Genomic DNA, 18,050 nt, shown 5'->3' with positions numbered 1-18,050 from the left:
CTGCAGTCTCGTGGGCTCGGAGATGGGTATAAGAGACAGGCGGCGCAATCCGCCGGCGCTGTTTGCCGTCGCCGCCCGTCCGCGCCTCGACTGGGACGGCGGGGGCGGGGTGCTTTCCGCGCGCGTCCTCGCCCCGCTCACCGCCGCCGACGAGATGGGAAACGCGGGCCTCGCGCCGGTGATCGCGCGGATTGCGGCCAGCACCCATGGCCTGGATTTCACGCGCCTTTTCGGGGCGGAAAGCGTCTCGCCCCGCACGCTGGCCGCCGTGCTCGGCGCCTATCTGGAAACGCTGGACACGCCCACGCGATTCGACCGCTTCATGGCCGGCGACCGGGCCGCGCTGAGCGATGCGGAAGTGTCCGGCCTTCACCTCTTCCGCACCAGGGCGCGCTGCGCCAACTGCCATTTCGGCCCGCGCCTGACCGACGAGGGCTTCCACAACCTGCGCCTCTCCTTCTTCGGCGAGCCGGGGCAGGATCTCGGCCGCCTCAATGTCACCGGAGACGCCGAGGATGCGGGACGCTTCCGCACGGCGTCCTTGCGGCATGTGAGCGAGAGCGCGCCCTTCATGCACAACGGCCTGTTCCCGACGCTGGAGGGCGTGGTGAACCTCTATGACCGGGGCGGCGGCGAGGTGTGGGCGCGCAACGCGCAGGAGGCCGCGCGCCCGCTGTACCGGGAGGCCGCGCGCCGCTCCCCGCACATCCGCGCGCTGGGCCTCACCGCTGGGGAAAAGGCGGCGCTGGTGGCCTTCCTGAGGGCGCTGTGACGCCGCCACGGCTTGACATGTTCATAATATCAATCTTTTCTATCAAAATAATATACTAGAGCCGGGTCCGATCGGGTCGAGCCGATCCCGACCGGTGAATCCGGCTCTAAACCTTAAGAGTGAGAACGCGTTGGCTGATCCGCCTGCGAGGCAGGCCGACCGGCGCGTGCTCAGGGGCAAGCCATGTCCGTTCCTCCCCTCCGCATCGGTGTCTGGGCGCCCGTTCACGGGCCGCGCGCGGCGCTCCAGGATCCGGCCGAGCCGTTCAACGCCTCCTGGGAGCACAACCGCGACACGGTGCTTCAGGCCGAGGCGCTGGGATACGATGCGACGCTGGTGGCGCAGCACACGGTGAACCCGCATCTGCCGGACCATGACCAGATCGAGGCCTGGACCGCCTCCGCCGCGCTGGCGGCCCTCACCAGCCGCATCGAGATCATCGCCGCCATCAAGCCCTATCTGTACCACCCGGTGGTGCTGGCGAAGATGGCGCTGCAGATCGAGAACATCTCGCGCGGCCGCTTCGCCTTCAACCTCGTCAACGCCTGGAACCGCGCCGAATTCGAGAAAGCCGGCATCCCCTTCGGCGAGCATGATGAGCGCTATGCCTATGGCCGCGAATGGATCTCCGTGGTGGAGCGCCTGATCCGCGGCGAGAGCGTGACCCACAAGGGCGAGAACTTCGCCCTCACCGACTATCAGCTGACCCCGAAGGACCTCCACCGCGCCCGCCCGCGCATCTATCTCGGCGGGGAATCCGAGCCCGCCCGCGCGCTGGCGGCGGATGCGGCGGACGTGTTCTTCATCAACGGCCAGCCGCTGGAGGACGTGACCTCCTTCATCGCCGACCTGAGGCGGCGTCCGCGCCGGCTCGCGCCCTTGTCGTTCGGCCTCGCCGCCTTCGTCATCGCGCGGGAAACCGAGCGGGAGGCGCAGGAGGAATATGAGCGGCTCGCGGCGCTGGCGGCCAGGGATGCAGGCGTGCGCGCCGCCCAGGCGGAGCGCACCGATCCCAACGTGGTCATGGTGAAGACCTTCGCCAAGTCGCCCCGCGTCGGCACCAATGGCGGCACGGCGGCGGGGCTCGTCGGCAGCTACGACCAGGTGGCCGAGCGCATCCGCGCCTTCCATGCCGCCGGCATCGAACTGTTCATGCTGCAGTTCCAGCCGCTCACCGTCGAGCTCGACCGCTTCGCGCAGGAGGTGTTCCCGCGCCTCGGCCGCGCCGCGCCGCCGCGCATCGAGCTTCGCCAGTCGCAGGCGGGCTGAGCCCTCCCCCTTCCGTCACCCCGAGGTCACCGTGAGCCAAGCCGACCACACCGTAACCCTCGCCCTGCCGGGCCTCGCCGCCGGTGGGTCCGCCGCCCCCGCGCGCGGCCCCCGCGTCTTCGGCCCGCGCGCCCTGCTGGCCCTGTCCTGGCTGGCGCCGGTGCTGCTGGTGCTGGTGTGGGAAATCCTCGCCCAGACCGGCTATGTCACCCCGCAGGTGCTGCCGGCGCCCAGCAAGGTGGTGCGCACGGCGTGGCGCCTCGCCACCATCGGCTCGCTGCCGCACGACCTCGGCACCAGCCTGCTGCGCGCGGCGGTGGGCTTCGTCCTCGGCGGCAGCATCGCTTTCGTGCTGGGCATCCTGGTAGGCTTCTCCCGCCTCGCCGAGGCCCTCATCGACCGCAGCGTGCAGATGGTGCGGGCCATTCCCTTCCTGGCGCTGCTGCCTCTGGTCATCGTGTGGTTCGGCGTAGGCGAGGGGCAAAAGATCTTCCTGGTGGCGCTGGGCGTCGCCTTCCCCATCTACATCAACACCACCCTCGGCATCCGGCAGGTGGACGGCAAGCTATTGGAACTGGGCCGGGTGCAGGGCCTGTCCACCTGGCAGATGATCACCCGCATCATCCTGCCGGGGGCCTTGCCCTCCATCCTCACCGGTGTGCGCTATTCGCTGGCCACGGCATGGCTGGCGCTGGTGGTGGCGGAGACCATCGGCGCCCAGGCCGGCATCGGCTTCCTCGCCATGGACGCGCGCGAATTCCTGCGCACCGACGTGGTGGTGCTGACCATCGTCATCTACGCCCTCATCGGCGTGGTGGCGGATTCCATCGCCCGGCTGCTGGAGCGGCGGCTGCTGGCCTGGCATCCCAATTTCGGCGGAGCGGCCCGATGACCGCCGCCCTTCAGGATGTCCCCGCCCAGGACGCCCCCGCAGCGGTGCGCGTCTTCGGCCTGCGCCGCGCCTACGGGCCGCGCGTGGTCATCGACCGGCTCGACCTCACCATAAGGCGCGGCGAGTTCGTGGCCCTTCTGGGCGAGAGCGGCTGCGGCAAGACCACCCTGCTGCGGGCGCTCGCCGGCCTCGACCCCATCGACGGCGGCCGCATCGAGGCGCCGAAGCGACCGGCCGTGGTGTTCCAGGAACCGCGCCTGCTGCCGTGGGACAGCCTGTGGCGCAACGTGGCCCTCGGCCTGCCGGCGGAGGGCGCGCGCGAGAAGGCCGCCGCCGCGCTGGCCGAAGTGGGCCTCGGCGGCCGGCTCGATGACTGGCCGCGCAACCTCTCCGGCGGGCAGGCCCAGCGCGTGGCGCTGGCCCGCGCGCTGGTGCAGCAGCCCGAACTGCTGCTGCTGGACGAGCCCTTCGCGGCCTTGGACGCCCTCACCCGCATCCGCATGCACGTGCTGGTGAAGGATCTCGTCGCGCGGCACCGGCCGGGCGTGCTCCTCGTCACCCACGACGTGGAGGAGGCCATCGCGCTCGCCGACCGCATCCTCGTCATGCGCGGCGGTGCCATCGCCGCCGAGCACCGGCCGTCGGTCCCGGGCCTGCCCGCCGCCACCCGCGCCACCCTCCTCGCCGAGCTCGGGGTCGTCGACGACCTCAAGAGCGCCTGATCCCTTTTTCCGAGAGAAGCCATGTCCTCCTTCCTGATCCCCTCCCGCCGCCAGTTCCTCGCCACCGCCCTGGCGGGCGCGGGCGCCGCCTCCGGCCTGCTGCCGTTCGTCGTCCAGTCGACCGCCTTCGCGGCGGCCGACACCCGCAACACCGACACGGTGCGCCTTACCTGGGGCTTCCATGGCCTCACCCTCATCGCCAAGGAGCGCGGCGCCTTCGAGAAGGCCCTCGCCGAAAAGGGCATCAAGGTGGAATGGCTCGGTCCGTTCCCCAACCACGCCCCGACCCTGCAGGCGGTGACCGGCGGCAGCGCGGATTTCGGCTTCGGCGGCTCCACCACCCCGGCGCTGGCGGCCATCATCGCCGGCTCGCCGCTGGTGTTCAGCCAGTTCGTGCTCTACGAGCCGCGCACCACCGCCATCATCGCCAAGGACGGCTCGGGCATCGACAAGGTGTCGGACCTCGTCGGCAAGTCGGTGGCGGTCAACCGCTCGGGCCTTGGCGAATTCCTTTTGGTGGCGGCGCTGGAGAAGAACGGCATCGACCGCTCCAAGGTGAAGTTCGTCTATCTCAACCCGCCGGACGCCGCCCCGGCGCTCGCCTCCGGCAAGGTGGACGCGTGGTCCATGTGGAGCCCCGGCGTCGATATCGCGCGGCTCGAATACAAGGCCCACGACATCTTCCTCGAGGGCCGGGACCTCGATTTCTATATCGACTACAGCTCGTATGTGACCAGCCGCAAGTTCTCGCAGGAAAATTCCCAGATCGTCCGCGCCGTGGCCGCCGCCTATGAGGAAGAGGCCAAGTGGGTCAACGCCAATGTGGTGGAGGCCGAGACCATCGTGCAGAAGCGCGCCGGCTATTCGGACGTGATCCGCGACCAGTTCATCGAGCGCCGGCGCACCTACAAGCTCATCCCCGTCACCGACAAGGCCTTCGTCGCCGACCTGCAGAAGGCGGCCGACTGGCTGGTGGCGCGCAAGATCCTGCCCGAGCCCATCACCGTCTCCGATCATCTGGCGCAGTTCTGATGTAGAGCGTTTTCGAGCGAAGTGGACACCGGTTCGCGTGAAGAAAACGCGTCAACGCAAAATTCTAGAGTGATTTGCGTGAGCCAAGGCGAGCGGAAAGCGCTCTGGAGCGTTTTCGAGCGAAGTGGATACCGGTTCGCGTGAAGAAAACGCGTCAACGCAAAATTCTAGAGTGATTTGCGTGAGCCAAGGCGAGCGGAAAGCGCTCTAGAGCGTTTTCGAGCGAAGTGGATACCGGTTCGCGTGAAGAAAACGCGTCAACGCAAAACTCTTGAGCCCTTCGCCGGGCCCCTTAACTCTGCCCGTTCCAAGCCTTCGAGGATGTTATGAACAAGCCCGTCATTGATGTGTCCGTCCGCCTTTCGGGGCCGCCCGTGGCCGATCCCGCGCCCTGGCGGCGCCTCATCGAACATATCGGGCGCGGCTCGTCGGAGCGCGAGCACCGGCGCATCCTGCCGTTCGAGGCGGTGGACCTGTTGCGCGAGGCCCGCTTCGGCGCCCTGCGCCTGGCGAAGGAAGACGGCGGCGCCGGCGCCTCCTTCCGCGAGCTTTACGCGCTGGCGCTGGAGCTGGCGGCGGCGGATGCCAACGTCGCCCACATCTTCCGCAACCATTTCACCGTTGCCGAGCAGTTCACCCGCATCCCCGCCGACGCGCGCGCCCGCCAGTGGCAACAGCAGGTGCGCGACGGCGCCCTGTTCGGCCTCGCCAGCACCGAGGCCAATGCCAGCCCCGCCGGCGGCGGCGTGCCCACCGACACGGTGCTGTCGCCCGACGGCGACGGCTTCCGCCTCGACGGCGTGAAATATTACAGCACCGGCACCCTGTTCGCCGACGCCATGCTGGTGCGCGCGGGCACGAAGGACGGGCGCGTCGCCTCGGTCATCATTCCCACCAGGCGCGAGGGGCTGGAGGTGGTGGACGACTGGGACGGCGCCGGCCAGCGCCTCACCGGCTCCGGCACCACGCGCTTCCATGGCGTGCGGGTGGAGGCGGACGAGGCCATTTTCGACACGCCGGATCGCGGCTATGGCCTCGCTTATTCCAACACCCAGGCCCAGCTTTTCCTCACCACCGTGGTGGCGGGCATCGTGCGCGGCGTGCTGGAGGATGCCATCGCGCTGGTGACAAGGCGCAAGCGCAGCTTCTATTACGCGCCGACGCCGAACCCGGTGGACGACCCCTTCCTGCAGCAGACCATCGGCCAGATCGCGAGCCACGCCTTTGCCGCCGAGGCCATCGTTCTGGCCGCCGCCGATGCCCTCGACCGCGTCAGCCTCGCCCGCGACCGCAACGCGCCGGCCGAGGCGCTCGCCGCCGATGCGGCGCGGGCGGCGGCGCAGGCCAAGATCGTGGTGGACGAGCTTTCGCTGCGCGCGGGCTCACTTTTGTTCGAGGCGGGCGGGGCCTCCGCCACCGAGCGCAGCGTCAATCTCGACCGCCACTGGCGCAACGCCCGCACCATCGCCTCCCATAATCCGGCGAGCTACAAGGCGCAGGCCATCGGCGCCCTTCTGGTGAAGGGCACGCCCTTGCCGTCGAAGGGCTTCTTCTGAGGGGCGCAGGGCGGGGGGCGAGCCCCCGCCAGCACCGTGCCGCCCCCGCGCCCGTGCATGGAGTTCCCTTTATGGAGTTCCCTTTTCGGCTGAGCAAAAGGGACTCCGTTGTGGGCGAGCGCAGCCGGGGAGGGGGCAGGCTGGGCTTGGGGTCCTGGCGCATCCGTCACCGCCCCGATCAGCCCCTCCTACCTCGCATCCGCTTTGATCATGTCGGCGGCCTTCTCGGCGATCATCATCACCGCTGCCGCGGTGTTGGCCGAGACGATGGTGGGCATCACCGAGGCGTCCACCACGCGCAGGCCGTCGAGGCCGATGACCTTGAGGCGCGGGTCCACCACCGCCGCAGGTCCCGTGCCCATGCTGCACGTACCCACCGGGTGGTAGATGGTCTGCCCGGTGCGGCGGGCGAACTCCAGGAAGTCGGCGTCGCTCTGCACATCCGGGCCGGGGTTCATCTCGAACGCCCGGTAGGGGTCCATGGCCGGCTGCTCGACGATGCGCCGCGCGATCTTCATGCCCTCCACCAGACAGTCGCGATCTTCCTGAGCCGCAAGGAAATTCGGCCGGATGGCCGGGGCCTTGAACGGGTCGGCGCACGTCACGTGGATGGAGCCGATGGATTGCGGGCGCAGCTGGGTGACGCCGATGGTCATGCCCGGCTGGCGATCCAGCGCGCGGTCGGCGGCGTTGGCGTAGCTGGCGTGCATGAAGAAATACTGCACGTCCGGCCCCTCCAGCCCCGGTCGCGTCTTGACGAAACCATGGGCAAGGCCGGTGCCCAGCGTGAGAATACCTTTGCGCGTCAGGAAATACTGCGCGACCGCCTTGGCGAGGGCGAGGCCGCGGGTCTGCTCGTTGAGGGTCACCGGCTGCTTCACCCGCCAGTTCATGCGGGTGGCGAAATGGTCGCGATAATTGTTGCCGACCCCGGAAAGGGCATGCACCACCGGGATGCCCGCCGCCTTCAGCGTGTCCGGATGGCCGATGCCCGACAATTCCAGAAGCTGGGGCGACTGCACCGCCCCGGCGGCCAGCAGCACCTCGCCCTTCGCCGTCGCCGCCACCTCACGCCCGCCCTGCCGGTAGGTCACCCCGGTCACCCGCTGGCCGTCGAGGGTGAGGCAGAGGGCCTGGGCGTGGGTCGCCACCTTGAGGTTGGGGCGGGAGAGGGCGGGGCGCAGATAGCCGTCCACTACGGTCCAGCGGCGTCCGTTTTTCTGGTTCACCTGATAATAGCCGAACCCGTCCTGAACCTTGCCGTTGTAGTCGGGGTTGCGCGGGTAGCCGGCCTGCTCGGCCGCCTTGATGAAAACCTCAGACAGAACAGGGCGTTCGCCCACGCGGACGATGTTGATGGGGCCGTCGGTTCCGCGCACGTTCGTGTCGATGTCGAAGGCCTCGAAGGTCTCGAACTTCTTGAAGTAGGGCAGGACGTCGTCAAAGCCCCATCCGGTGGCGCCGAGCTGCGCCCAGCCGTCATAATCCTGGCGCTGGCCGCGCACGAAAATCATGCCGTTGATGAGGGTTGAGCCGCCCAGCCCCTTGCCCCGCGGCACCACGATGGGGCGGTCGTAGGTATTTTGTTCCGGCTCGGTATGGAAGCGCCAGTTGAAGGCGCTGCCGGCCAGAAGCTTGGAGAAGCCGGCCGGAATGGGCACCCAGAAGCCCCGGTCCGTGCCCCCCGCCTCCAAGAGGAGGACGGTGCGGCGGGGGTCTTCCGAGAGGCGGGCCGCCAGGATCGTCCCTGCGGTTCCGCCTCCCACGACGATATAGTCGAAGCTGTCCATGGCCTTGTTCCAGCGTGCCTTTTGTGCGGCCGGGGGTCAGCCCCCGGCTGGCAGGACCTTTCCCGGGTTCAGGAAATCGTCCGGGTCGAGGGCTCTTTTGAGGGTGCGGGCGAGGGCGATCTCCGCCGGCGCGCGGCGGATAAGAAGCTCGTCCACCCGGTACTGGCCGATGCCGTGCTCGGCAGAAATAGAGCCGGCAAAGCGTGCCACCACATCGTGCACGAGGGTGTTGATGGCGGCCCCGTCCTGGCCGGGGGCGAGCACCACGTTGTAATGGATGTTGCCATCGCCCAAGTGCCCGAAAGCATTGACCTTTGCGCCCGGCGCGCCCTCGGCGATGGCGATGTCGGCGGCTTCCAGGAAGGCGGGCACATCCACGATGGGCACGGAGACATCGTGCTTCATGCTCTTGCCCTCGCGGGCCTCACCATCGGTGATGTGCTCGCGCAGGGCCCAGAGCTGGGTGGCCTGGGCGCCGGTCTCGGCGATGACGCCGTCGAGCGCCGTGCCGTTCTCCAGTGCCGCCGCCAGCGCCGCCTCCGCCGCCTCCCGCAGGCCGGACAGGCTGGCGCCGGCCTCCAGCAGCACGAACCAGTCGCCGGAGGCGATGGGCGGGGTGAGGTTGAGGTGGCGCTTCAGCAGGTCGAAGGAATAGCCGCTCATCAGCTCGAAGGCGGAGAGGGTGTCGCCCAGCTCGTCCTGCGCCAGCGCCAGCAGGTCGAGGGCCGCCTGGGGGCTGGGCACGGAGAGCAGCGCCGTCACCGTATGCCGGGGCCGGGGCACGAGGCGCAGCACGGCGCCGGTGACGATGCCCAGCGTCCCCTCGGTGCCGATGAAGAGCTGCTTCAGGTCGTAGCCGGCATTGTCCTTGCGGAGCTGGCGGGCCATGTCCACGACGGTGCCATCGGCGAGCACCACCTCGAGCCCCAGCACCAGCGCGCGGGCCATGCCGTAGCGCACCACGTTGACCCCGCCGGCATTGGTGGAGACCACGCCGCCCACGGTCGCCGAGCCTTCCGCCGCAAGGCTGATGGGCAAGAGCCGACCGGCCTCGGCGGCGGCATCCTGCGCCACCTTGAGGATGCAGCCGGCATCAGCGGAGATCGTAAGGCCCACCGGGTCGATGGCGCGCACCTTGTTCATGCGGTTCAGCGAAAGCACCACCTGGGCGCCGGAGGCGTCGGGCACCGCGCCGCCGGCAAGGCCGGTATTGCCGCCCTGGGGCACGATGGCGGCGCCGGCCGCGCGGCAGGCCTTCACCACCTCGGACACCTCGGCGGTGGAGGCCGGGCGGGCGACGCACAGCGGCCGGCCGGGAAAGAGGCGGCGCCAGTCGATGGCATAGGACACCATGTCCGCCTCGTCGGCGAGGAGGCCGGACGGGCCGAGAATGGCGGCAAGGCGGGAAAGAAGTTCGGCGCTCATGAGGCAGCCCTCAAGACATCTGGCATGAAACGGGTGCGGGCTTCAGCCGGATGGCTCCGCCCGCGCGGTGGCGAAGCGGATGCATCCGATGGCCGCGCGCCGCAAGCCCCTTTCTCCCGCGCACGCCGTGTCCTTGCCGTGGAAAGCCGGGACACGGCGCGCCGTCACACATAGCCGTAGGCGGACCAGCCGCCGTCCACGCCCATCACCTGCCCGGTGACCGCGCTCGATGCATCGGAGGCGAGAAACACCGCCATGCGCGCCACTTCGTCCGCCTCCACCAGCCGGCCCATGGGGGTGCGGGCCTTCAGGCGGTCGAGGTCGAGGCGGCCACGGGCGGCGAGGTCGTCGAGCAAGGCGGTGCGCACATAGCCGGGGGCGATGGCGTTCACCCGCACCTTGTCCCGCGCCCATTCGCAGGAGAGGGCTTTCGCCATCATGGCGACGCCGGCCTTGGAGGCGCAATAGCCGATGCGCTCGGGCGCGGCGACCACGCCATACATGGAGGCCATGAGCAGCAGCGAACCGCCGCCCTGGGCGATCATGCGCCGCCCCGCCTCCTGGGCCGTCAGAAAGGTGCCGGTGAGGTTGATGGCGATGACACGGTCCCACTCCTCCTCGGTCACCGAGAGGGTGGGCGCATTCTGGGAGACGCCGGCATTGGCCACGCAGATGTCCACCGGACCGAAGCGGGCCTCCGCGGCGTCGAATGCGCGGACGATATCCGCCTTCCGCGTGACCGAGCCCTTGACCGCGATGGTCTCGCCCAGCTCCTGCGCCCGGGCCTCGGCGGTGGGGTCGAGGTCGAGCAGCACCAGCGCCGCGCCTTCTGCCCGGAACGCCTGCGCCACCGCAAGGCCCAGCCCGGAGGCGCCACCGGTGATGAGGGCACAACGGCCGGCGAGGGCGCCGCTCATTTGTCGTCTCCCGCAAGCGCGCGCATGCCGAGGAAGTCGGCCATGAGGTCGAGCTGGCAGGCCAGCATGGGCTTGCCGAAATGGATGCGGCAGCCCTTGGCCCTGGCGGCTGTAAGGAGCGCAGTTTCCTCCGGCTGCATGATCACCTCGGCCACGATCTGCTCAGGGGCGAGGCGCGCGGCATCCAGCGGCAGGGGATCGCCGTCCTTCAGGCCGAGGGAGGTGCCGTTCACCACGATGTCGTGGCCCGAAGGATCGGGGGTGTCGATCTCCACGTTCGCCGCCGGAAAGGCCTCGGCGAGGCGGGCGGCGAGGTCGTCCGCCTTGGCGCGGGTGCGGTTGGCGATGGTGAGGCGGGAGATGCCGGCCTCCACGAAGGCGAAGGCGATGGCGTTGGCCGCCCCGCCGGCGCCGGCGAGATAAACGCTCTTGCCCTTCGGATCAATGCCGGCCGCCAGCAGGCCGCCGACGAAGCCCTTGCCGTCCAGCATCTCGCCAACGAGCCGGCCATCGGCCTCGCGGCGCACCGTGTTCACCGCGCCGATGCGCCGGGCGCTGTCGGAGACGGCATCGCAGAGGTCCACGATGGCGGTCTTGTGCGGCACCGTCACCACGAAGCCGCCGAGGCTCTTCATGGCCCTGAGGCCGGCGACGAGGGTCGCAAGGTCGTCCGATGCGACATGGAACGGCACCATCACCCCGTCGCGGCCCTCGCGCGCCATCAGCGTATTGAGCATCTGCGGCGTCTTCACGTGGTGGATGGGGTCCGCGAGGATGCCGTAGACCCGGGTCAGGCCGGTGATCTCGCGGGGGGGCAGGGGGGTGGTCATGGGGCAGATCCGGGGTTCAGATGCCGAGATAGGCGGTCTTGATATGCGGGTCGGACAAAAGGCCGACGCCGGTGTTCTCAAGGGCGATCTGGCCGTTCTCGATCACATAGGCGCGGTCGGCGATCTTCAGGGCGTGGAACGCCTTCTGCTCCACCAGCAGCACGGTGGTGCCGGTCTTGCAGATGCGGTCGATGACGTCGAACATCTGCTGCACGATGATGGGGGCAAGGCCGAGGGAGGGCTCGTCCAGCATCAGCAGCTTCGGTTTCGCCATCAGCCCGCGGGCGATGGCCACCATCTGCTGCTCGCCGCCGGAGAGGGAGCCGGCGAGCTGGTCGAGGCGCTCGCGCACGCGGGGGAAGATGTCCAGCACCTCATCGAAGCGCTGGGCCATGCCGGCGCGGACCTTGGGGTGGTAGCCGCCCATCAGCACGTTGTCGCGCACGCTCATGACCGGGAACAGCTGGCGCGCCTCCGGCACCATGATGAGGCCTGAGCCCACGATTTCATCCGGCGGCATGCGGTCGATGCGCCGGCCGTCGAACTCGATGGAGCCGGCAGTGGGCTTCACCAGGCCGGAGATGGCGCGCAGCAGCGTCGTCTTGCCGGCGCCGTTGGAGCCGATGATGGTCACCACCTCGCCGCGCCCCACCCGGAGCGAGACATCCTGCAGGATGACGGTGCGGCCGTAGCCGGCGGTGATCTCAGAGACCTTGAGCATCGACGAAATCCTCTCCGAGATAGGCCTCGATCACCCGTCGCTCGCGCACCACGGCGTCGGGCTTGCCTTCGGCGATCACCTTGCCGCTGTCGATCACCACGATGCGGTCGGACAGGCTCATGATGGCCTGCATGTTGTGCTCGATGGCGATCACCGTGACGCCGGTGTCGCGGATGGCGCGGATCAGCTCCACCATCTTCAGGGTGTCGGACTGGCTCTGGCCGGCCATCACCTCGTCGAGCAGCAGGATCGAGGGCTCGGTGGCCAGCGTGCGCGCCACCTCCAGCCGCTTCAGGCCGCCGATGGGCAGGGTTCCCGCCTCCACGTCCTTCACGTCGTCGAGGCCCATGAGCTTCGCCACCCGCAGGGCGACGGCGCGGGCATCGTCCACCGAGCGATGGCGCAGGAAGGCGCCGATCATGATGTTCTCCAGCACGGAGAGCTTGCCGAAGGGCTGGACGATCTGGAACGTGCGGCCGATGCCGAGCCGGGCGAACGCATCCGGCGCGCTGGGCTGGTGCCACTTGCCGTCGGGACCGAGGATCTCGATGGTGCCGGCATTGGGGGTGAGGAAGCCCGAGAGCTGGGCGAAGACGGTGGTCTTGCCGGCGCCGTTGGGGCCGATGACGCCCAGGATCTCTCCCCGCTTCAGGGTGAGGGAGACATTGTCGGTGGCGGTCAGCCCGCCGAAGCGCTTGACGAGGTTCTGCGCCTTCAGCACCACCTCGCCGGGGGTGCCGGCGATGATCTTGGTGGCGGGCGCCACCACATCGGCGCGGGTCCGTCCGCCACCGGGCAGCCTGTCGATGAGGCGCACCACGAACGGGCCGAAGGTGCCGACCAGCCCGCCCGGCAGGGTCAGGGTGATGATGACCAGCACCGAGCCATAGACGAAGCCGTGCAGGCCATTGGCCGAGGCCCCGAGCCAGCCGCGGGCGAGTTCCGCGAGCGGAACCACCAGCACCGTGCCGAGCAGGGGCCCCGCCACCGTCCCGAGGCCGCCGATCAGGGCAAACATGGCGATCTCGATGGCGGTGGCGAGGGAGAACAGCGTCGCGGGCTCCAGGAAGGTCATGTACATGGCGTGGAAGGTGCCCACCAATGCGGTGAGCGCCGCCGAGATCGCCATGGCCCAGAGCTTGACGCCGTTGATGTTGATGCCCGCCGCCTGGGCCGCGCTGTCGCGCTCGCGCACCGCGGTGAGCGCATAGCCGAGGCGGGAATGGCGGATCGCGTAGGACACCGCCAACGAGAGCACCAGAAGACCGAATGCGATGTAGAGATAATTGATCTTGTCGCGGAAGATCATCCACGGCCAGCCGATCTGCAGCGGCACCACGAGGCCCGCCGAGCCGCCGGTGAGCCCGTTGAAGTGGATGGCGAGCAGCCGCACCACCTCCAGGAAAGCGATGGTGGCCAGCGAGAAGAACGGTCCGCGCAGGCGGAAGCAGGGATAGCCGATGCCGAGGCTCACGAGCGCCGCCAGCGCCGCGCCGCCGATCATGCCGATCCACGGCGAGAGGCCGAAATGGGTGAGCAGCAGCGCCGCCGTATAGCCGCCGAGACCGTAGAACACCGTGTGGCCCAGCGACAGCTGGCCGGCATAGCCGCCGAGGATGTTCCACGCGGTGGACAGCGCCCCGAACACGCAGATGGTGACGAACACGTGCACCATGAAGGTGGAGCCGGACCAGGCCGGGATGATGACCAGCAGCGACAAGGCGGCCAGCGCGCAATAGACGCGCGGATCGGTGAGGCGGGAAAGAAGGGCAAGCCGGCTCATGGTGGCGGGAGCGGTCGGGGAGCCCTTGAGCGAGGAGTCGTGAAGGCTCATCGGATCACTCCGTGCCGCGACCGAGGCCGAACAGGCCGGTGGGCTTGAAGATGAGGATCAGGAGGAAGATCGCGAAATACACGACCTCTTTCAGGTCGGGCGCGATGTAGTAGCCGGAAAGACTGTCCACGAGGCCGATGATCATGGCTCCGAAGAAGGCACCGTACATGGAGCGCATGCCGCCCAGCACCACCACCACGAAGGCGGTGAGCACGAAATAGGTGCCGATGGTGGGTGTCACCGGATAGAGCGGCATCACCAGCGCGCTGGCGAGCCCCACGCAGGCCGCGCCCATGCCGAAGGCGATGACGTAGATCTGGTCCACCTTCACGCCCATGAGCAGGGCGGCATTGCGGTTCTGCGCCGTGGCGCGGATGGCGCGTCCGAGCGCGGTGGACTGCATGAACAGGTGCAGCCCCGCCACCAGCGCCAGCGCGCAGACGAACATGACGATCTGTCCCTTGACCAGCGAGAAGCCGCCGACCATCACCGAGCCCTGGGCCGCCGAGGGGGGCACCGAATAGAGGTCGGCGCCGAACAGCAGCAGGGCGAGGTTCACCAGCGCCGTGGACAGGCCCACCGTGGCGAAGATCTGGATGTGTTCGTCGGCGGAGAGCAGCGGCTGGATGATGAAGCGCTGCACCAGCGCGCCGAGGGCGAACAGCAGCAGCACCACGGGCACCGCCGACGCATAGGGATGCAGGCCGAATTTTGCGGCGAGCAGGTAGGCCGCATACATGCCCACCATCAGGAACTCGCCATGGGCGAAGTTCACCACCCGGACGATGCCGAAGATGAGGGTGAGGCCGACGCTGATGATGGCATACATGCTGCCGAGCAGGATGCCGTTGAGCACCAGCTGAATGAGAACGTCCATCGCGCTCGCTCCAATGAGTACGCGGGGTCTTTGCCTTGCGGTCTTTCGGCTGGAGCCGGACGCGCGGGATCCTTGGCCCCCGCGCGAGGCCAGATCGCGCGGGGGCGGGCGGCGGCCCTTTCGGGCGCCGCGGGTTGCGCAGCGAGCGTCAGTTGGCGCCGACGCCGGTCTTCAGCTTGGCCACCGCGGCCGCCTCGGGGAACACGGTGACGAGGTTGCCGCCCTGCCACTGCATGAGGAACGGCTGGGCGCGGGTGTTCTGGCCCTGCTCGGAGAACTTGGCGCCCCAGCCGGTGGCGGTCTGGCCGACCGGGATGTCCACCTTCAGCACGGCGGCGCGCACCTTGTCGGCGTCCGTGCTCTTGGCGTCGGCGATGGCGTCGAAGAACACCTTGGCGCCCATATAGTTGGCCAGCGAGTGGCCCGAGCGCGGCTCGATGCCGTACTTCGCCTTGTACTTGGCCACGAAGTCCGTGAGGCCGGGGGCGGCTTTGGGGTTTGTGTTGAACTGGGTGAAGTCCACGTCGAGGGCGCCTTCCATGTTCTCCGCGCCCACCGCCTGCATGGTGTCGCGGGTGGAATAGCCGCCGCCCGCACCCATCACCGCCTTGGGCTTGTAGCCCTGGTCCTTCATCTGGCGGAAGAACAGCACGGTGTCGTTCTGGTAGGAGGTCTGCAGCACCACGTCCACGCCCGCGGACTTCAGACGCAGGATGACCGGGGTGAGGTCCACGGACTTGGCCGAATAGGGCAGGATCTCCACCACGTTGAGGCCCTTCTCCTTGGCGCGGGTCTTCTGATAGCCGGAGACCGTCTGGCCGTAGAGGCTGTCCTCGTGGATGATGCCGACCTTGAGGTCGGTGGGCTTCACGCCCAGCGCGGGCGCCACCGCCTCGATCACCGAATCCACCATGCGGTTGGCGAAGTCACGGGCCGTGGCGTTGGTGCGGAAGACGTATTTGAAGCCGCGCTCGGTGATGGGATCGGACACCGCGCCAAGCTCGAAATAGGGCACGCCGGCAAGTTCCGTCACCTGCGTCGCCGCCAGCGACAGGGACGAGGAATAGGTGCCGAAAATGGCCGAGACCTTGTCCACCGAGGTCAGGCGCCGGGCCTCGCCAACGGCCTGGTTGGGATCGACCGCGTCGCCCTTGATGAATTCGATTTTCTTGCCGTCGATGCCGCCGGCCGCGTTGCGCTCTTCCACCGCCAGCTCGAAGCCGCGGAAGCTCTCGTCACCCAGAAGGGCGAGGCCGCCGGAGAAGGGGTAGAGGGCGCCGAATTTGACCGTGCCCTGGGCTGCCGCGGGTCCCGCGAAGGGGGAGGCGGCAACAAGCAGTGCGGCGGCCAAGGCCGCCCGCGCGAAACTCTTCATCGTCTCCTCCCTCGTCCGGCGCGTCTTGAGGCCGGCTCTTGCAACCCGTTCTGCGGGCACGATTTTTAAGTGCCCGACGGCGGTAGGGCGGACATTGCCGCCCGTCTGGCGCTGCGGATAATGCAGATAACCAAGTTGCCTGACAAGTAGGACTTCTGTAGTTTTCCGCATCGACGCCCCCGCCGCGAAAGAGGCGCCGACAAGACGCCTCGCGGCAAGACGCCTAACGAGGCCAAGGGAGGAATGCCGGTGGTTGAAATTCCCAGTTCCATGCGCCAGGCCCGCTTCACCGGGGCCGGTGGGCCGGAGGTCATTGCCATCGAGACCGCGCCGGTGCCGCGCCCCGGACCGGGGCAGGTGCTGGTGGAGGTGGTGGCCGCGGGCGTCAATCGCCCCGACTGCCTCCAGCGCGCCGGCAATTATCCCCCGCCCCCCGGTGCCACGGAGATTCCGGGCCTCGAGATTGCGGGGCGTGTGGCCGCGCTCGGCGAGGGTGTTGACCAGCTCAAGATCGGCGACGAGGTCTGTGCGCTGGTGATCTCGGGCGGCTATGCCGAGTATTGCGTGGCCGAGGCACCGCTCTGCCTGCCCATTCCCAAGCCGCTCTCGCTGCTCGAAGCCGCCGGACTGCCGGAGAACTATTACACCGTCTATGACAACGTCTTCACCCGCGGGCGCCTGAAAGCGGGCGAGACCATCCTGATCCATGGCGGGTCGAGCGGCATCGGCTCCACCGCCATCCAGCTGGCGCACCATGCCGGCGCGCGCGTCATCGCCACCGCCGGCTCGCCGGAGAAGTGCGACTTCTGCCTCAAGCTGGGCGCGGATGCCGCCATCGACTATCGCGCCAAGGACTTCGTGGCCGAGGTGAAGGCGCTGACCGACGGGCGCGGCGTCGACGAGATCCTCGACATGGTGGGCGGTCCCTATGTGGCGCGGAACCTCCAGGCGCTGGCCGTGGAAGGGCGCCTCGTGCAGATCGCCTTCCTCCAGCCGAGCGAGGTCACCATCGACCTCATGCCGGTGATGCTGAAGCGCCTGACCTTCACCGGCTCGACGCTGCGCGCCCGCTCCGTGGCACTGAAATCCGAGATCGCCGAAGCGCTCAAGCGGGACGTGTGGCCGCTGCTGGAGGCCGGCAAGATCAAGCCTTTCGTCCACGCTACCTTCCCGCTGGAGAAGGCGCGGGAGGCCCATGCGCTCATGGAATCGAGCGCCCATCTCGGCAAGATCATGCTGGAGACCGGACGGTGAGCCTGTCGTCTTCCCCCGTCGTTTTCGTCACCGGAGCCGGTCGCGGCATCGGCCGCGCCATGGCGGACGCCCATGCGGACCAGGGCGCCGCCGTCGCCTATGTGGACTATGATCCCGCTCTTGCCGAGGAGGCCGCCAACGCCGCCGCCCTGCGCGGGGTGAAGGCGGTGGGGCTGGCAGCGGACGTGGCGGACTATGCCGCCGTGGAGGCCGCCGCCCGTGCGGCGGCCGCGGCGCTCGGTCCGGTGAACGTGCTGGTCAACAATGCCGGCATCTCGCCCAAGGGCGGGGCCGACGGGCGCCGCGCCGAGGCCCCGGACATGGACCCGGCGGAATGGCGGCGGGTGATCGACGTCAACCTCACCGGCGCCTTCAATTGCGTGCGCGCCCTCTCTCCGGGCATGAAGGCTCTGGGGCAGGGGCGCATCATCAACATCTCGTCGGTGGCGGGGCGCACCTATTGCGACATCGTGGGGGTGCACTACGCCGCCTCCAAGGCCGCCCTGATCGGCTTCACCAAGCATCTGGCGGGGGAGCTGGGGCCTTACGGCATCACGGTGAACGCCATCGCCCCCGGCCGCATCGACACGCCCATGGTGCGGGGCACCGCCACCGCCGCCAACGAGGCGGTGCGGCTGGTGACGCCGCTGCGCCGCCTCGGCCAGCCGGAGGAGGTGGCGGAGGTCTGCCGCTTCCTGTCCTCGGACGCCGCCGCCTTCGTCACCGGCCAGGTGATCGACGTGGCCGGCGGCTGGCTGATGACCTGAAGTTCGGGAACATCGCC

At 68.8% G+C, this 18,050-nt stretch carries 16 protein-coding genes; 8 read left to right on the top strand and 8 right to left on the bottom strand.

What is annotated here, in order from left to right; translation table 11 throughout:
- From K9U40_RS11720 to K9U40_RS11695, 6 genes are all read left to right on the top strand, one after another.
- On the top strand, positions 1 to 772 hold a 772-nt coding region (locus K9U40_RS11720; RefSeq protein WP_282890377.1), incomplete at its 5' end, for a cytochrome-c peroxidase.
- Between the two features lie 183 nt (positions 773 to 955).
- Positions 956 to 2,041 (top strand): LLM class flavin-dependent oxidoreductase, encoded by a 1,086-nt coding sequence (locus K9U40_RS11715; RefSeq protein ID WP_282890376.1) that lies wholly within the window; start codon positions 956 to 958, stop codon positions 2,039 to 2,041.
- Between the two features lie 64 nt (positions 2,042 to 2,105).
- A complete protein-coding gene (locus K9U40_RS11710; protein ID WP_414115010.1) occupies positions 2,106 to 2,933 on the top strand; it encodes an ABC transporter permease subunit in 828 nt (275 codons plus the stop codon).
- Complete coding sequence (locus tag K9U40_RS11705) at positions 2,930 to 3,655, top strand: ABC transporter ATP-binding protein (RefSeq protein WP_282890375.1); 726 nt, start codon at positions 2,930 to 2,932, stop codon at positions 3,653 to 3,655. The genes K9U40_RS11710 and K9U40_RS11705 overlap by 4 nt, the downstream gene beginning before the upstream one ends.
- A gap of 21 nt (positions 3,656 to 3,676) precedes the next feature.
- Entirely contained in the window at positions 3,677 to 4,687 is a 1,011-nt protein-coding gene (locus tag K9U40_RS11700; protein WP_282890374.1) for an NrtA/SsuA/CpmA family ABC transporter substrate-binding protein, read from the top strand.
- 326 nt (positions 4,688 to 5,013) lie between these two features.
- Positions 5,014 to 6,243 carry an acyl-CoA dehydrogenase family protein gene (locus tag K9U40_RS11695; RefSeq protein ID WP_282890373.1) on the top strand — a complete coding sequence of 410 codons (1,230 nt, stop codon included), beginning with the start codon at positions 5,014 to 5,016 and terminating at the stop codon, positions 6,241 to 6,243.
- A 188-nt stretch (positions 6,244 to 6,431) separates the two neighbouring features.
- On the opposite strand, the gene K9U40_RS11690 is transcribed toward K9U40_RS11695, so the two are convergent.
- The 8 genes from K9U40_RS11690 to K9U40_RS11655 form a co-directional block, all read right to left on the bottom strand.
- Complete coding sequence (locus K9U40_RS11690) at positions 6,432 to 8,033, bottom strand: GMC family oxidoreductase (RefSeq protein ID WP_282890372.1); 1,602 nt, start codon at positions 8,031 to 8,033, stop codon at positions 6,432 to 6,434.
- Positions 8,034 to 8,069: 36 nt separating this feature from the next.
- A complete protein-coding gene (locus K9U40_RS11685) occupies positions 8,070 to 9,458 on the bottom strand; it encodes an FAD-binding oxidoreductase (protein WP_282890371.1) in 1,389 nt (462 codons plus the stop codon).
- Positions 9,459 to 9,622: 164 nt separating this feature from the next.
- Positions 9,623 to 10,375, bottom strand: coding sequence for an SDR family NAD(P)-dependent oxidoreductase (locus K9U40_RS11680; RefSeq protein WP_282890370.1), 753 nt, complete (start codon positions 10,373 to 10,375; stop codon positions 9,623 to 9,625).
- Positions 10,372 to 11,205 carry a shikimate dehydrogenase family protein gene (locus K9U40_RS11675; RefSeq protein WP_282890369.1) on the bottom strand — a complete coding sequence of 278 codons (834 nt, stop codon included), beginning with the start codon at positions 11,203 to 11,205 and terminating at the stop codon, positions 10,372 to 10,374. Before K9U40_RS11675 ends, K9U40_RS11680 begins: the two co-directional genes overlap by 4 nt.
- A 16-nt stretch (positions 11,206 to 11,221) precedes the next feature.
- Positions 11,222 to 11,926, bottom strand: coding sequence for an ABC transporter ATP-binding protein (locus K9U40_RS11670; RefSeq protein WP_282890368.1), 705 nt, complete (start codon positions 11,924 to 11,926; stop codon positions 11,222 to 11,224).
- A complete protein-coding gene (locus tag K9U40_RS11665) occupies positions 11,910 to 13,760 on the bottom strand; it encodes a branched-chain amino acid ABC transporter ATP-binding protein/permease (RefSeq protein WP_414114798.1) in 1,851 nt (616 codons plus the stop codon). The genes K9U40_RS11670 and K9U40_RS11665 overlap by 17 nt, the downstream gene beginning before the upstream one ends.
- 4 nt (positions 13,761 to 13,764) lie before the next feature.
- Positions 13,765 to 14,637 (bottom strand): branched-chain amino acid ABC transporter permease, encoded by an 873-nt coding sequence (locus K9U40_RS11660; protein WP_282890367.1) that lies wholly within the window; start codon positions 14,635 to 14,637, stop codon positions 13,765 to 13,767.
- Between the two features lie 148 nt (positions 14,638 to 14,785).
- The gene (locus K9U40_RS11655; protein WP_282890366.1) at positions 14,786 to 16,012 is read right to left on the bottom strand and encodes an ABC transporter substrate-binding protein; all 1,227 of its coding nucleotides are present in this window, start codon (positions 16,010 to 16,012) and stop codon (positions 14,786 to 14,788) included.
- Between the two features lie 243 nt (positions 16,013 to 16,255).
- On the opposite strand from K9U40_RS11655, the gene K9U40_RS11650 reads away from it, so the two are divergent.
- Both K9U40_RS11650 and K9U40_RS11645 read left to right on the top strand, forming a co-directional pair.
- Positions 16,256 to 17,266 carry an NAD(P)H-quinone oxidoreductase gene (locus tag K9U40_RS11650; RefSeq protein WP_282890365.1) on the top strand — a complete coding sequence of 337 codons (1,011 nt, stop codon included), beginning with the start codon at positions 16,256 to 16,258 and terminating at the stop codon, positions 17,264 to 17,266.
- The gene (locus K9U40_RS11645; RefSeq protein ID WP_282890364.1) at positions 17,263 to 18,033 is read left to right on the top strand and encodes an SDR family oxidoreductase; all 771 of its coding nucleotides are present in this window, start codon (positions 17,263 to 17,265) and stop codon (positions 18,031 to 18,033) included. The genes K9U40_RS11650 and K9U40_RS11645 overlap by 4 nt, the downstream gene beginning before the upstream one ends.
- Positions 18,034 to 18,050 lie beyond the last annotated feature (17 nt).

The sequence above is a fragment of the Xanthobacter autotrophicus genome, assembly GCF_030015065.1.
Classification (GTDB): domain Bacteria; phylum Pseudomonadota; class Alphaproteobacteria; order Rhizobiales; family Xanthobacteraceae; genus Xanthobacter; species Xanthobacter autotrophicus_D.
Note: the sequence above shows the minus strand (reverse complement) of the source record. Positions and strands in the feature narration are given on the sequence as shown.